General features: G+C 70.3%; 14 protein-coding genes. 6 read left to right on the plus strand and 8 right to left on the minus strand.

The annotated features are described in order from the left end of the window. Positions 1-20: 20 nt before the first annotated feature. On the minus strand, positions 21-758 hold the full coding sequence (locus G401_RS0103200) for an SDR family oxidoreductase (protein ID WP_027341368.1): 738 nt from the start codon (positions 756-758) through the stop codon (positions 21-23). A gap of 103 nt (positions 759-861) precedes the next feature. Between G401_RS0103200 and G401_RS0103205 the strand changes: the two genes are divergently transcribed. After that, on the plus strand, positions 862-1740 hold the full coding sequence (locus G401_RS0103205; RefSeq protein ID WP_281174135.1) for a LysR family transcriptional regulator: 879 nt from the start codon (positions 862-864) through the stop codon (positions 1738-1740). A gap of 59 nt (positions 1741-1799) precedes the next feature. Here the strand turns inward: G401_RS0103205 and G401_RS0103210 are convergent, their stop codons facing one another. The 3 genes from G401_RS0103210 to G401_RS43120 all read right to left on the minus strand — a co-directional run bounded on the left by G401_RS0103210 (position 1800) and on the right by G401_RS43120 (position 4169). After that, positions 1800-2573, minus strand: coding sequence for a thioesterase II family protein (locus G401_RS0103210; protein ID WP_051366069.1), 774 nt, complete (start codon positions 2571-2573; stop codon positions 1800-1802). An 88-nt stretch (positions 2574-2661) separates the two neighbouring features. Then, positions 2662-2817, minus strand: coding sequence for a hypothetical protein (locus G401_RS55560; protein WP_157545255.1), 156 nt, complete (start codon positions 2815-2817; stop codon positions 2662-2664). A gap of 62 nt (positions 2818-2879) precedes the next feature. Next, positions 2880-4169: a cytochrome P450 family protein gene (locus G401_RS43120; RefSeq protein ID WP_084556823.1), complete on the minus strand. Its 1290-nt coding sequence runs from the start codon at positions 4167-4169 to the stop codon at positions 2880-2882. Positions 4170-4314: 145 nt separating this feature from the next. Here G401_RS43120 and G401_RS0103225 point away from each other — a divergent pair, with 145 nt between their 5' ends. Both G401_RS0103225 and G401_RS43125 read left to right on the plus strand, forming a co-directional pair. Continuing rightward, a complete protein-coding gene (locus tag G401_RS0103225) occupies positions 4315-5946 on the plus strand; it encodes a DUF885 family protein (protein WP_027341371.1) in 1632 nt (543 codons plus the stop codon). Beyond that, positions 5924-6775 (plus strand): formylglycine-generating enzyme family protein, encoded by an 852-nt coding sequence (locus G401_RS43125; RefSeq protein ID WP_051366070.1) that lies wholly within the window; start codon positions 5924-5926, stop codon positions 6773-6775. The genes G401_RS0103225 and G401_RS43125 overlap by 23 nt, the downstream gene beginning before the upstream one ends. 33 nt (positions 6776-6808) lie before the next feature. On the opposite strand, the gene G401_RS0103235 is transcribed toward G401_RS43125, so the two are convergent. From G401_RS0103235 to G401_RS0103245, 3 genes are all read right to left on the minus strand, one after another. Next, positions 6809-8011 (minus strand): cytochrome P450, encoded by a 1203-nt coding sequence (locus tag G401_RS0103235; protein WP_027341372.1) that lies wholly within the window; start codon positions 8009-8011, stop codon positions 6809-6811. 86 nt (positions 8012-8097) lie between these two features. Further along, positions 8098-9069, minus strand: coding sequence for an ornithine cyclodeaminase family protein (locus G401_RS0103240; protein WP_051366071.1), 972 nt, complete (start codon positions 9067-9069; stop codon positions 8098-8100). A gap of 205 nt (positions 9070-9274) precedes the next feature. After that, positions 9275-9739 carry a VOC family protein gene (locus tag G401_RS0103245; protein WP_027341374.1) on the minus strand — a complete coding sequence of 155 codons (465 nt, stop codon included), beginning with the start codon at positions 9737-9739 and terminating at the stop codon, positions 9275-9277. A 78-nt stretch (positions 9740-9817) separates the two neighbouring features. On the opposite strand from G401_RS0103245, the gene G401_RS43130 reads away from it, so the two are divergent. The 3 genes from G401_RS43130 to G401_RS0103260 all read left to right on the plus strand — a co-directional run bounded on the left by G401_RS43130 (position 9818) and on the right by G401_RS0103260 (position 13394). Further along, positions 9818-10900 (plus strand): helix-turn-helix transcriptional regulator, encoded by a 1083-nt coding sequence (locus G401_RS43130; RefSeq protein ID WP_456064516.1) that lies wholly within the window; start codon positions 9818-9820, stop codon positions 10898-10900. A 485-nt stretch (positions 10901-11385) separates the two neighbouring features. Then, positions 11386-12822, plus strand: coding sequence for a P-loop NTPase fold protein (locus G401_RS0103255; protein ID WP_169734137.1), 1437 nt, complete (start codon positions 11386-11388; stop codon positions 12820-12822). 71 nt (positions 12823-12893) lie between these two features. Beyond that, entirely contained in the window at positions 12894-13394 is a 501-nt protein-coding gene (locus G401_RS0103260; RefSeq protein WP_027341376.1) for a hypothetical protein, read from the plus strand. 4 nt (positions 13395-13398) lie between these two features. Here G401_RS0103260 and G401_RS43135 read toward each other — a convergent pair whose 3' ends face one another. After that, positions 13399-13893: an NUDIX hydrolase gene (locus tag G401_RS43135; protein ID WP_064741689.1), complete on the minus strand. Its 495-nt coding sequence runs from the start codon at positions 13891-13893 to the stop codon at positions 13399-13401. Between the last annotated feature and the right edge of the window lie 11 nt (positions 13894-13904).

Genomic DNA, 13904 nt, shown 5'->3' on the forward strand with positions numbered 1-13904 from the left:
GCTCGGCACCCGTCAGGTCGTCACCAGGGGATGGTGCCGTCGTCGTCGAAGAACGAGCCGGTCGGGCCGCCGTCCGGCAGCAGGGCGAGCCGGATCGCGGTGGCCGCGCCCTGCTCGGGGGTACGCGGTCCGTGGAAGCCGGTGAAGTCGGTCGCGACCAGGCCCGGGCACGCGGCGTTGATCAGGATGCCCGTACCGGCGAACTGCCGGGCGTACTGCACGGTGACGGCGTTGAGGTACGTCTTGGTCGGCGCGTACGCCGCCATGACGGGTCCCATCTCGATGTCCGGATCCGCCTGCAGGGTCAGGGAGCCCACGGAGCTGGAGACGTTGACGATGCGCGGTGACGGGGAGCGCCGCAGCAGCGGCAGCATCGCGTTGGTCACCTGGATCACGCCCAGCACGTTCGTCTCCACCACGGCCCGGACCACGTCCAGGTCGAGATCGGTCGGGCCCTGGAGCCATCCCGGCCCCATCGCACCGGAGATCCCGGCGTTGTTGACCAGGATGTCCAGCCCTCCGGCCTGCGACTCGATCAGCTCGGCCGCCTCGGTGACGCTGCGCCGGCTGGTCACGTCCAGCGGTACGCCGAACGCGTCCACCCCGTCCGCGCGCAGCTTCTCGACGGCGGTTTCGAGCCGCGCCTCGTCGCGCGCTCCCACGCCCACGCGGTGTCCCCGTGCGCCGAGACCGGCCGCGATCGCATATCCGATGCCTTTGTTCGCGCCGGTCACCAGCGCGATCTTCACGTTGCTCATGCCGATGATGCTCGCGGCCAGGCGCGCCGAGCGTCCAACACCGAAGCGGTATTCTGCGATACCCGGCAGGTATCACCCCAGGTACGCTACGGCCATGGACACCTTGGAGACCCGCGAGCTGAGGTATTTCGTCGCCGTCGCCGAGGAGCTGCACTTCGGTCGCGCCGCCGACCGGCTGGGCATGGCCCAGCCGCCGCTGTCGCGGGCCATCCAGCAACTCGAGCGGCGCCTCGGCGTCTGCCTGCTGGAGCGCGACCGCCGCGGCGTCCAGCTGACCGGCGCCGGCCAGGTGCTGCTGCGCGAGGGCCGCGTGGCACTGGACGCGACCGCGGCCGCGGCCCGCCGCACCCGTCGAGCCAGCCTCGCGGACAGCGCGGGCAGCCCCCGCGAACGGCTGGTCATCGGGGTGAAGGCCGCCGCGTCCCACGATCTGCTGCAGAGGCTGCTGGCCGCGTACGCCGCCGAGCCCGACGCCGCGGAGATCGAAGTGCTGGCGGGCGGTTTCGCCGAGCAGGAGGAGATGCTCCGCGACGGCCGCGCCGACGTCGCGCTCCTGCTGGTGCCGTTCAATTCCCTGGCCGGGTTCGACAGCGAGGAACTGCAGACCGAGGGACGCATCGCGGTCCTGCCCGCGGCGCATCCCCTCGCGACACGCACAGCGCTCTCGATGGCCGACATCAGCGACATCCCCGATCTTCCGCTGGCCCGCTGGCCACGGCACGGCACGTACGCGCCGGGCCCCGGCCCGGAAGTCCACGACCACACGCAACTGGCCCAGCTGATCGCCCTCGGGCGCACCGTGGCGGTCGTCCCCGCCTCCGCCCGCACCTGGCTATGGCACGACCACGCCGCCGTGCCCCTGACGGACGCGGCGCCGGTCGTCACCCACATCGCCTGGCCGCCGCACAGCCGCTCCCTGGCCCTCGCCGCGCTGATCCGCACGGCCACGCGGCTGACTTCGGCCACCGCGTCGAACCGCTGATTCGTGCTGGTGCTGGTAGCGTCCCGGTCGCACACCCGCGACCGCCGCGACGCCTCACATTACGGACGCGGTTCTCCGATGAGGTCTCGTTCGAACTCGGCGAGCAGGGTCGCCGGACCTTCGAGGAACGTGTGGTGGCCTCCGTCGAGCGTCACCTGACGGCAGTCGGCGGTCGTGTCACGCCAGCCGCTCATCGACGCGACCGGGATCTCGTGGTCGTCGGCCCAGCCGAGGGCGGTGACCCCGCAGGCGAGTGACGGTGTCTGCGCCACCTTGTACTGCCGGTTGGCCTCCAGGTCGGCGATGAGCAGGTCGAGGCCCATCTCGATCAGCTGCGGCGACGGCTGGCCGCCGAGGCTGACCGTCAGCCGCCGCAGTTCTTCGGCGAGGCCCTCGCGGTCGAGGTCCAGGAACCGCCCGGCCGGGCCGTCCTGGGGAGCGACCTGCGAGGAGATGAACAGGCGCCGGGGCATCGGGCGGCCGGCGGCGTGCAGCTGTCGGGCGAGCTCGACCCCGTAGAGCGCGCCGCCGCAGTGGCCGAACAGCCCGAACGGTACGTCGAACACGTCCGTCTCGGTCTCGATGATCGACTGCGCGAACGCCTCGTAGGTCTGAAAGTGCGGATCGCGGATGCGGCTCTCCCGGCCGGGCGGCTGGACGAAGCACACGTCGATCGGCCCGATGCGGCGCGGCCAGCGGTGGTACATGGACGCACCGCAACCGCTGTAGGGGAAGCAGAAGAGCCGGAACTCGGCCGTCGGATCGGGGCGGCGCAACAGCCACCGAGGTTTGGCCGGAGCAGGGCTGGTCGAAGCAGAAGTGGAGGCGGTCACTGTTTCGCAGGCCTCCCACCGTCAACGGGTGAAGGTCGCGCGAATGGTTGGTTCCCCGGCTCTAGCAGGTCGAGAAACCAACCAGACGTCACGCGATGGTGGACTCGGCGTACGGGTCGACGACCTCGCTGGTGCTGAACATGATCTGCTCGTCCAGCTTGAGCACCAGCTCCCGAAGCTCATCGGGGGTCAGGGCGGCGAACTCGTCAGCGTCGATGAGCTGGGACAGGACAGTCCGGTACATGTTGTGTCCCTCCTTTCCACAGTGACAATTGAAGTTGATCCTCACATGGTGAACGACGAACGTCAACCCTTCGATGGCCCGCCTTGGTTTTCCTGTGTTTCCAGTCCATTGCGGAGGATCCACAAAGGACTTTCCGGCCGTCGGAGAGTGATGGGCAGCGACTCCAGCCGCCACGTCCCCGGGTCCTTGATCCGGCGAAGTTCCTGCTGGTCGACACCCAGAGCCAGGTCCGGGAAGCGGCCCAGCAGCCGGGTGAGGGCGACGTCCACCAGCACCCGGGCCAGCGCCGCGCCGATGCAGATGTGCGGCCCGTGCGCGAACGTCAGCGAGCCGGGCGTCCCCGGCGGGCGGTCGAAGTCGAGCCGGTCGGGGTCGGCGAAGACACGCGGGTCGCGGTTGGCGGCGACCAGCACGGAGACCACCGGGTCGCCCGCCCGGATCGGTACGCCCAGCAGCTCGACGTCCGCGCTGGCGTACCGGGGGATGCTGATGACGTTCAGCGAGCACCAGCGCAGCAGTTCCTCGACCGCCCGGGGCATCGGGGTCGCCCCCGAGCGCAGCGACGCCAGCTGGGCCGGGTGGGTCAGCAGCGCGAGCACGGCATTGGCGAGGAAGTCCGCCGTCGTGGACGCGGCCACCATGATGAGCCAGATCAGGCCGGTGATCTCGGTGTCGCTGAGCCGGTCGCCGTCGGCTTCCTGGACGCGTACCAGGTCGGAGATGAGGTCGTCGCCCGGCTCGGCCCGGCGGCCCTCGATCGCCCGCCGGGTGCTGTCGAGCACCCCCGGCATCACCTCGCTCCACCGGTCGCCCTCCCCCACCGACACGGCCGCGCCGTAGGAGCGCCACAGCGGCCGGTCATCGTCGGGGATGCCCATCAGGCCGCAGAGCACGTCCATCGGCAGCGGCCGCGCGAAGTGCTCCAGCATGTCCACCCGCCCGCCGGCCACGCGGGATTCCAGCTCGTCCAGCAACGTGTCGACGATGGCCGTCATCGGCTCGCGCAGCCGGTCGGCGTGGCGCGGCGTGAAGGCCGGCGCGACCAGCCGCCGCAGCCGCCGGTGCACGTCGCCGTCGATGAGCATCGACTCCAGGTACGCCAGGCCGCTGTCGGGCATGTCCGGCCGGATCGTGAGACTGTCCACGGTGAACTGGAACTGCGGCGAGTTCAGCATCGCGCGCGAATCCTGGTAGCGGGTCAGTGCCCACATCGGACGGACGCCGGGCGCGAGCAGCCGGGCGACCGGATGCTGTTCACGGGCGGCGCCGTAGGCGGTGAACGGGTCGCGCAGCACCGCCGGGTCGACCAGGAGCATCCGCGGAACGTCGCTCCCCGGGACAGTGACAGTCATGAACACATCCATCCTGCGATCGGTTCGCCCCACCGTACGCCGAACCCCGCCGGCGGCCAACGCAGTGCTTGCGTACCGCCAGGGCCGCCGCTAGCATCCACGAAGATAGTTGGGTGGTGCAGATGCCGGCGAACAAGACAGTGCCGTGACGGACGCCGTGAACGCACGGAACCGGACGCTGGCGGTCCCCACATCCGCCGACGTCGACGCGGTCAGCCGTGAGATCCTCGACTCCCACTTCGCGATCCATCCGCATGCGGGACGCGAAGTCGGCCGGTACGAGTACGACGGCCGCTTCCCCGACATCGCCCGCCCGGACGCCGGGTACTTCACGGACTACCGGTCCCGCGTCGCCCCGCTGGCCGTCATCGCCGATCCGGCCCGCCGCGCGGACGTCCGTACCAGCCTGGCCTGGCTCGACCGGGAGGCGTTCCGCGTCGGCGTTCTCGGCCAGCAGCTCCGCGACCCCGTCGAATGCCTCAGCGAAACCGATGTGTGGGGCTACGTCCAGCAGCCGTACGCCGACCCTGCCGCGAGAATCGACGCGCTGCGGTCGCATCTGGACGGCGTACCCGCATTCCTGGAACGAGCCGAGCCGGCGATCGCCCCCAGCCTGCCGGTGGGACAACGGCTGCACGCGCTGGACCTGGCCCGGGCGCTCGCCGCGGACCTGCGCGACGTCGGCGGACTGCTCGCCGCCGTGCACCCGGAGATGAGCGCCCCCCACCTCGCCGGTCCCGCGGAGGCGGCGGCGATCGCGGTCGAGAAGTTCGCTGTGGCCGTGGAGAAGTCCGCCCCCATCGGCGGCATGCTGGGACCGGAGCGGCTGCGCGAGTGGATCCGCGTCAGCGAGGGCGTCGACCGGTCGACCGGCGAGCTCATCGACGAGGCGCAGGCCGAGGTCGACGACATCGTGGCGGCGCTGGACGCGCTCGCCGCCCAGCACGGAGTGAGCCGCCGCCGCGACCTCTACGACCTGATGGAGCGCCCCGCGCAGGGGCTCGGCGCGGTCGACTGCGTGGCGGGCCTCGTCGAGCGGCTGCGGGACTTCTGGGCCGGCCGGGGCGTCGTGACCGTAGAGACCGCCAACCCCCTGCGCTACCTGCACCGGCCGCGGATGTTCGCCGCGGCCGAATTCGGCGTCACCGGCCCCTTCGCCGGCAGCGGCCAGCCGCACCACCTGTATCTGCCGCAGTGGACGGACCGGCCGCTGCCGATGATCGAGATGCTCACCGTCCACGAGGCGTACGCCGGCCACTACCTGCACACCGAGGCGGCCTTCCGGCAGACCCACGGCGTACGCAGCAGCCTGCGGCTGTGGGCCGGATTCGTGGAAGGCTGGGCGCACTACACCGAAGAACTCGCGATCGAGCAGGGCCTGGCCGAGGACCGGCCGCTGCTGCGGGCCGCCCAGTTGCTCTCGGCGCTGGAGGCGGCCACCCGGCTGCTGGTCTACCTGCGCGTGCACGCCGGCCGCTGGACCTTCGGGGAAGCGGTGCAGAACACGGCGGTGCTGTGCGAGTGGCCGGTCGCCCAGGCCACCCGCGACGTCCTCAGCACGACCTCCGACTGGCGGGTCGCCCTCTACACGTTCGGCAAGCTGCGCATCCGGGAATGGCGCCGCGATGCCGGCGTCGGCACCGACCGGCAAGCCCTCACCGCGTTCCACGACCGCCTGATCGGCTGCGGCTTCGCGCCGCTGGGCGTCGTCCGGCAGTACTACCTCGACTCGGAGATGGAGGTGGCGGGTCTCGATGTCCACATCGGCGCGGAGTGAGACGCAAACGCACAGCGGCGGTCCGGCCGGCGACTGGGTCACCGTGCCCGGCGGCCCGTTCACGATGGGTGCCGACCGCACCCGGCCCGACGGCCGGCCCCGGTCGTGCTCCCCCGCGCACACCGTGGACGTGGACACCTTCCGCATCGGCCGCCGCCCTGTGTCGGTCGCCGACTTCGCCCGCTTCGTCGAGGCCACGTCCTACGTGACGGTGGCCGAGAAGAACGGCCAGAGCTACGTCTGGACCGGCCGCGAGAAGGAAGACCTCTTCCCCGGCAACGACGCGCTGTGGATCCAGACACCCGGGGCGTCCTGGCGTACGCCGCGGGGGCCGGGCTCCGACGTCACCGGTAAGGAAGACCATCCGGTGACGCACGTGTCCCTGGCCGACTGCGACGCCTACTGCGCCTGGTCCGGCACCCGGCTGTGCACCGAAGCCGAATGGGAGAAGGCCGCCCGCGGCACCGACGGGCGTACTTACCCCTGGGGCGAGGAGCCGCCCACACCGGAGCACTGCAACTACGCGATGAACGTCGGCGACACCACGCCGATCGGCGCGTACCCGGCCGCCCGCAGCCCGTACGGCCTGGAAGACATCACCGGCAACGTCTGGGAGTGGACCAGCACCAACTGGCACCGGTACCCGTACTCGGAGGACAAGTCGCGCGCGATCATCACGCACGGCGGCCGGGTGGAGCTGATCTCGATCCGGGGCGGCTCGTTCTTCAACGACTGCAGCGCGATGGGGCTGTCGGTGTACAGCCGGCTGTATTCACTGCCGCTGTACACCGGCTACGACATCGGCTTCCGCGTCTGCGCCGACGACTGAGCGAGGCCGGCTCGGTGCAGCGTCGGACGTCGCTCAGTGCAGCGTGACCGGAAGCGATTCGAGCCGCCACGTTCCCGGGTCGCGTACGCGGCGCAGCTCCGCCGGGTCGACGGCCAGGGCCAACCGCGGCAGGCGCTGGAACAGCCGGACGAGGGCGACGTCGCTCATCTCCCGGGCCAGCCAGTTCCCCGTGCACACATGCGGTCCGTAGCCGAAGCCCAGGTGCCCCATCGGCTTCAGCGGGCGCGTCACGTCCAGGCGGTCGGCGTGGTCGAACGCCCGCGGATCGCGGTTGGCCGACGCGTGAACGGCCACGACGGCATCCCCGGCCTGGATGACGACGCCGTGCACGTCGACGTTCTCGGTCGCGTACCGTGGATTGCCGATGACGTTCAGGCCGCTCCAGCGGATGAGCTCCTCGACCGCGTTCGGCGCCAGCCTGTCGCCGGCCAGCAGCAGCTCCAATTGGTCCACATTGGTCAGCAGGGCCACGATCGCGTTGGCGAGGAAGTGCTTCACGGGTGAGGAGGCGGCCACCGTGACCCAGATCAGCGCCTCCATCTCCAGATCGCTGAGCCGCTGCGGATCGTCGGCCTGATCGCGGATCAGCATGGAGATCGGGTCGTCGGCGGGGTGCTCGCGATGCTGCGCGATGGCGTCCTTCGTGGCCTGTAGGACGGCGTCGATGGCTCGCGCGTAGTCGTCGCTCACCCCGGAACTCATCGCGTGGGCATGCTCGCGCCAGGGCTGCCGGTCCGACACGGGGAAGCCGAGGAACTCCACGACCACGTCGGCGTTGAACGGCTCGGTGAAGTCCGCCAGCAGGTCGACCGGGCCGTCGGCCGCCGCCGCCTCCAGATCGTCGATCAGGCTGTCGACGATCGCCTCGACCCGCGGCCGGAACGCCACCGAGCGGGCGGCGGTGAAGGCCGGCGCCCAGATCGAACGCAGGCGGTGGTGGCGTTCACCGTCCACATGCATCGCGGCCAGATACGGCTGCGCCACATCGGGGATGTCGGGCCGGATCTCGCTCTCTTCGGTCACGGCGAACCGCCGGTCGGCCAGCATCGCCTTGCAGTCGGCCAGCCGGGTGAAGCCCCAGATCGGTCGTATGCCCGGCGCCAGCAGCCGCACCAGCGGCGCCTCCTCGCGAGCCTGACCGTAGACCGTGAACGGATCGGCCAGCACCCGGGGGTCGACGAGCAGGAGCCGCGGAACGTTCGTCGCCACAGACATTCAGCATTCTCCCCTTGTCGATGATCTGGCGACGGTACCACCGCCCACCAGCGCATGCCACCGATCTTCGGCGGGGCCGGCGGCGGCTATCGGGTCAGCCGCTGCCCGGCCGTGCCGCGACGGGCCAGCCGGTCGACCGCGGTCGCCACGGCGATGTCGTTCACGGCCATGCCGAACGGATTGACGACGACACGCTGCTCCGGCTTCGGAACGATCTCGACCGCGCCCGCGAGGATCCGGCCCAGCTCACCGGCGACCCGCTGCCGCCCGCCCGTCCCGGCGTCCACGCCCGGAGGCAGAACCGCGCCGGCGGCGATGAGCCGCCCCAGCAGCCGGTTCCTGTCATCCGCGACCAGATCCCAGCTGTCCACGACGAGATGATCCGCGCCCAGCAGCAGATCCTCGGCGCAGTCGTCCAGGCCGACGTTGACCACGATCGCCCCCGGGGCGACGTCGCCCAGCCGCAGATAGGCCTCCGTACTGGTCGTCGCCGCGATCACGACGTCGGCCCGCCCCACCACCGAGCGCCAATCCTCGACCGCCACGACACCCTCTACGCGCCCCGCCAGCTCCACCGCCCGGGTGCCGTCCGCGTCATACGACCAGATCGTCCCCAGCGAGGCGACGGCTCGGCCGAGCATCCGGGCATGGGCCTCGCCGATCGGCCCCGCCCCGACCACCAGCGCGCGCTCCACAATCCGCGGCGCCAGCCGCTTCACCGCCGCGACGCTGACCGCCGCGGTCCGCATCGCCGACACCTGCGCGGCCGCCATGATCGTCGTGACCTGCGCGGTCTCGACGTCGAAAAGCAGGATCAGACCACTGGCACGCGGCACACCGCGCCCCGGATTCGCCACGTTCCCATTGATGACCTTGATTCCTGCCGCGTACGCCGGCCGGCCGAGCGCGGCCGGCAGTGTCAGGCTCCGCGCCCAGCCGTCGTCCACGTCCCAGCGGAGGTACGCCTCAGCAGGCAGCACGGTCTCGCCCACGGCGTTCATGCGTAACGCGTCTTCGACCGTCGCCACCACATCGATCTCGTCGAGCAGACCGGCCACGGAGAGGGTGTCGAGGTAGAGCAGATCGGCTGGCGTCGGAGGCTCCCGGAGTCGGTGTGCGGGCGGGGAACGGCTCAGCCGCGATCCTACGGTGGTCCACCCGCGCCGCCAAGCCATCCGCGATCATCCATCAGTCCACGGCGGACGGCGGCGGGACCAAGCCACCGGGCCGGCGCTGCCTCGTCCCGCCGCCGCGATTCGAGGATCAGGCGTCGGCGTACCGGGCGGCGACGTCGAGGATCCACGTAATGCCGAAGCGGTCGGTCAGCATCCCGAACGCCGGCGCCCACCGCACCGGGCCGAACGCCTCGACGACGGTCGCGCCGTCGGCCAGCTTCTCCCACAGCGCGCCCACTTCTTCGGCGGTCTCGCCGCGTACCGACAGGAAGAACGGCTCGCCGGTCAGCGTCATGCCGTTCTCCCGCAGCGTCGGCGACGTGGCGGCGCCGGCTCCGGCCTGGCTGGGCACGTCGTAGGCCATGACGCGGAAGCCGTCGACGGCCGCGACCTGGCCCCAGACGACCTTGCCGGCGTCGGGCAGCTCCTTCGGCATGCCGAAGTCGCCGTACGTGACGACCATGATCTCGCCGCCGAACACCGAGTGGTAGAACTCCAGCGCCTCCCGGGCGTTGCCGCGGAAATTGAGGTGGGCGGTGGTGGTGATGCTCATCGAGACTCCTGGTGAGAGTTGTTCCCGGCCGGTGTCCGGCCGGCGTCACCACCAAGGTTCGAGGACGTAGGTGCCAGGATGTGGCACCTACTGCGGGGCAGAATCAAACCCGTGCCGAAAACGTCAGGTCGACTGCTGGCCCTGTTGTCGCTCCTGCAGACGCGCCGCGACTGGCCGGGCGCGCTGCTGGCCGAGCGCCTGGAGATCAGCCTGCGCACCGTACGCCGGGACGTCGACCGGCTTCGCGAGCTCGGCTACCCCATCGCCGCCGTCAAGGGTCCTGACGGCGGCTACCGGCTCAGCGCCGGCACCGAACTGCCGCCGCTGCTGTTCGACGACGACCAGGCCGTCGCCCTCACCATCGCCCTGCAGACCGCGGCCACCACACTGGGCGACGGACTCGGCGAAGCGGCGGCCCGGGCACTGACCACCATCCGGCAGGTCATGCCGTCCCGGCTCCGGCACCGCATCGGCGCGCTCCAGATCACCGCCGTCGAACGGCCCGCCACCCGACCGGCCGCCGCGATCGACCGCGGCCTGCTCCTGGCAATCAGCGCCGCCGTGCAAACCCACGAGATCCTCCGCTTCGACTACACCCCCGAAGGCCCCGAGAACCCGGACAAACCCCCGCGCCGCGTCGAGCCCCACCACGTCGTCACCTGGGACGGCCGCTGGTACCTCGTCGCCTGGGACCTCGACCGCTCGGACTGGCGTACCTTCCGCGCCGACCGGATCACCCTGCGCATCCCCAACGGACCCCGTTTCACTCCCCGGGACCTCCCCGGCGGCGACGTGACCACCTTCGTCACCGGCAGATTCCGCGGCGCCGACGACGGCACCGCCGGCTGGCCCTGCCAGGGCACCGCGATCCTCCACCTGCCGGCCGCCACCGTGGCCCTCTACACGCGCGACGGGATCGTCGAGGCGCTCGGCGCGGACCGCTGCCGGATCACCCTCGGCTCCTGGTCCTGGACCAGCCTCGCCGCCGCCCTCGCCCGATTCGACGCGGAGATCGAGGTGGCCGAACCCGCCGAGCTCGTCGACGCCTTCGGCCGCCTGGCCCGCCGGCTCGCCCGGACCGCGGCCGGACCAGAACCGGCGGACCGATTTCAGCCTTACCGATATCGTCACTCTGGCAGCGGGATCGCCGACGGGTCTTGACGGCCCGGGCGGATCTCGCTTGCGGATCCTGAGGGTGGGCTCTTGTGCGGGCGAGGTAGGGAGTCACTTGCATGTCCGAGTTCCATGCGCCGACCGGGTTCAGCCCCGAGGATGTCCCGCTGGCGTACGAGGAGCTTCCTCATGCCCAGTTGCTGGATCTCGTGTATGACGCGGTGGTCGCGTTCAGCAGCTTCCCGCCTACCGTGATCGGCATCCACGCGCCGCCGGGTCATCACGGCACATCACTGTTGTATCGCCTGCGTCATCGCCTCGACCCGGAGAGTCCATTCGAACCCGCCACTCACCACCTCGTCGCGTACGAGCCTGTCAGCCCGATGAAGCGGTGGGCACAGGGCGGACAGGTCCGTACCCGGCTCACGAGATTCTGGTTATGGCGTCAGTCGCATCGCCCATTCCTCAATTCGCACGAACTGCCGTACAGGATGGAGCCGCTCACGGGTCGTGAGTCGGCGGCGGCAGTGACGATGATGCTGGATCCGTCGACCTACGAGACGCCGGAGCATCTCTGGGACGGATTGACCACGGAAATCGTCGAAGGAGTCGTCCGCCGGCTCCCCGGCGGGCAGGTGCAACGGCTACGGTTCGACCTCAACCGGCATCGCATCGACCCGCTCGCGCTGCGGCGCCGGATCCTGGCCAGCTTCCTTCCGCGTACGCTCATGGGCGCGCTGGCCTTGTGCACGGCTGTCGCACTGATCGTCATCGGCGTCGTCACCGCCAGCATGACGGCGATTCGCACCGTCAACCTGTCCACTCTCCTCGGACCCACGGCGGTCATCGTCCTGGCGGTCCTGGGATTCCTCGGCCGTTCCGCGATATCACAAGCAGGTACGCTGGGAACCTGGCTCCTCTCGCAACGCGACGGAGTCCTCGGCCCAGGAATCCGCCGACGCGACGCGACGATGCCGGCCGGGCGGGCGGAACGCCTCGAAGACGAAGTCGGCCCGCTGCTGAGTCTCGCCACCCGCGACTCATCCGTGATCATCTTCCTGCGCGGCCTCGACCGCTGCCGGCCCGAGATCGTCGCCGCGACGCTGGACTTCGTCCACGTCTTCATGAACGGCGCGCTGCCGCCATGCACCTTCGTGCTGGCCTACGACGCCCCGACCGTAGCCGCCCAGCTCGAAACCATCCACACCGGCCTGCGCGAACGAGCGCTCGCCGAGCCGCTGTCCTACGGCCACCTGCGCCACAACGGATGGGCCATCCTCGAGGACTACATCGACCTGCCCGTCCGCATCCCCAGCCTGCACGGCCGAGCCGCGGCAGACCACCTCTCCCCCTGGCTGCGCCGGCCCGGCACGAGGTCCGCGGACACGTCGCCCTACGACGTACCGCAGCCACGTCCAGGCGCCACGTCACGCCCACAACCGGAGCCCGAGAGCGATCCCTATGATGGCCCGGCGCCGCGATCGTTCGCACAACCAGAGCTCCTCACCGACGTGCCCGAACAGCCCTGGTCGCGGATCGAGGACCTGGAAAGCGTACGCACGGCGATGAGCCTGGCCGTCCAGGCGATACCGGATCTGTCGCCGCAACGGATCGGTGTCTTCATCAACGTCTGGCGCTTCTACGTACTACTGCAGTACCAGCGCGGGCAGCTGTCCTTCGCTCTTGACGAGGTCGTCAAGCGCGGATGCGAGACCGCCCGGTACGCCGCCATCCTCGTAGGGTGGGCGCCGATTCTCGCCGGCCTGTCCCGACCTGCGGTGGGCAACGGTTCCGAGCTGCATCTGACCCGACTGCTTGCCGCGGCCGGGGACGACCATGCCTGGCAGACGGCCACGACGGAGACGGGCCTCGATCCGCGCGACCCCGCCGCGGCCGCACTACGCGAACTCCTCCGCCAGCCCGACGGCGACGACACGATCCTCGCCGACCTCATCCGCCAATATCTCTGACGCCGCCGAGCCGACCACATGGGACGTGACAGTCGCAGCACGGTCGGCCATCCGTACAGCACGAGGACGCTTTGACACGCTTACAACAGGCGGCATATGACGCCCAGCTGGCGGCCGGACTGCCGATCAGCCCGCTGGCGACGGCGATCCTGGCGTTGGACGCCCGCCTGATCACTGTCGAGCACTGCGCCAGCTACATAGACACGATTCAGCAGATGCCATGGTTCCGGGCTGCGTTCCCGGCACACAGCGTGCTGCTGCACATCATCGGCGGACGCGGGATCAGCCATGCCGACGCGCGGCGCAGCCAGATCAAGGTCGGAGCCACCGACCGACAGTCCCCCGCCCGATGCGAGCATGCGTGTCTGCACGAGCTGGCCCATATCGTCAGTAGCGACTACGCGGATGACGGAGTCCTGCGCGAGCCGAAACTCGGCCGCGCCAGCAGCAAAGGCCACCACGAGGCGTGGCGCGTCAACTTCGTCTTCATCGTGAGAATGGTTCTGGGTGGGCAGGCCGCGGCCCGGCTACGGCGGGAGTTCAACCAATGGGGCCTGCCGACGCGGAAGTGAGCCGTCAGTTCCGCGCGATTCCTGGCGGCTTCAGGTGCCCCTGCGAGGCCAGGTGCATGAAGAGAGCCCGGTTGTACGCGTTCATTTCAGGCAGTTCGAGCGGGTCGTAGAACCCGAGATCCGTCGTCTCGGGGTCAGACGTGTCGAGCTCCCCCGACCACGACTCCGCGCGGTAGGTCAACGAGATCACATGGCACTGGTCGCCGTTGGGGTAGACCAGGAGGCATTCTGGGCCCGATCGTGCCGAGAGCAGGGTCAGCTCTCCGGCGACGAGGCCGGTTTCCTCACGAAGCTCTCGACGGGCCGCGTCCTCGAGACGCTCGCCCGGCTCCACGGCACCGCCGGGAATGCACCAAGTCCGGTCATCGAGGCGCTCCTGGAGCAGGATCCGCTGCCGGTCATCCCAGACGAGCACACCGGCGGCGGCGACCACCAGCGGCTCCTTGCCGACCAGTGCTCGCATACGCTGTGCATAGGACTGCGTACCGTCGTCATCCATGATCGCAGGAT

The sequence above is a fragment of the Hamadaea tsunoensis DSM 44101 genome (assembly GCF_000428945.1).
GTDB classification, from domain to species: domain Bacteria; phylum Actinomycetota; class Actinomycetes; order Mycobacteriales; family Micromonosporaceae; genus Hamadaea; species Hamadaea tsunoensis.

What these genes read in the sequence shown, in the direction of transcription:
- G401_RS0103200 (WP_027341368.1), bottom strand. Translation starts at nt 758, where the DNA reads ATGAGCAACGTGAAGATCGCGCTGGTGACCGGCGCGAACAAAGGCATC.
- G401_RS55560 (WP_157545255.1), bottom strand. Translation starts at nt 2,817, where the DNA reads ATGTACCGGACTGTCCTGTCCCAGCTCATCGACGCTGACGAGTTCGCC.
- G401_RS43120 (WP_084556823.1), bottom strand. Translation starts at nt 4,169, where the DNA reads ATGACTGTCACTGTCCCGGGGAGCGACGTTCCGCGGATGCTCCTGGTC.
- G401_RS43125 (WP_051366070.1), top strand. Translation starts at nt 5,924, where the DNA reads ATGTCCACATCGGCGCGGAGTGAGACGCAAACGCACAGCGGCGGTCCG.
- G401_RS0103235 (WP_027341372.1), bottom strand. Translation starts at nt 8,011, where the DNA reads ATGTCTGTGGCGACGAACGTTCCGCGGCTCCTGCTCGTCGACCCCCGG.
- G401_RS0103245 (WP_027341374.1), bottom strand. Translation starts at nt 9,739, where the DNA reads ATGAGCATCACCACCACCGCCCACCTCAATTTCCGCGGCAACGCCCGG.
- G401_RS43130 (WP_456064516.1), top strand. Translation starts at nt 9,818, where the DNA reads ATGTGGCACCTACTGCGGGGCAGAATCAAACCCGTGCCGAAAACGTCA.
- G401_RS0103255 (WP_169734137.1), top strand. Translation starts at nt 11,386, where the DNA reads ATGATGCTGGATCCGTCGACCTACGAGACGCCGGAGCATCTCTGGGAC.
- G401_RS43135 (WP_064741689.1), bottom strand. Translation starts at nt 13,893, where the DNA reads ATGGATGACGACGGTACGCAGTCCTATGCACAGCGTATGCGAGCACTG.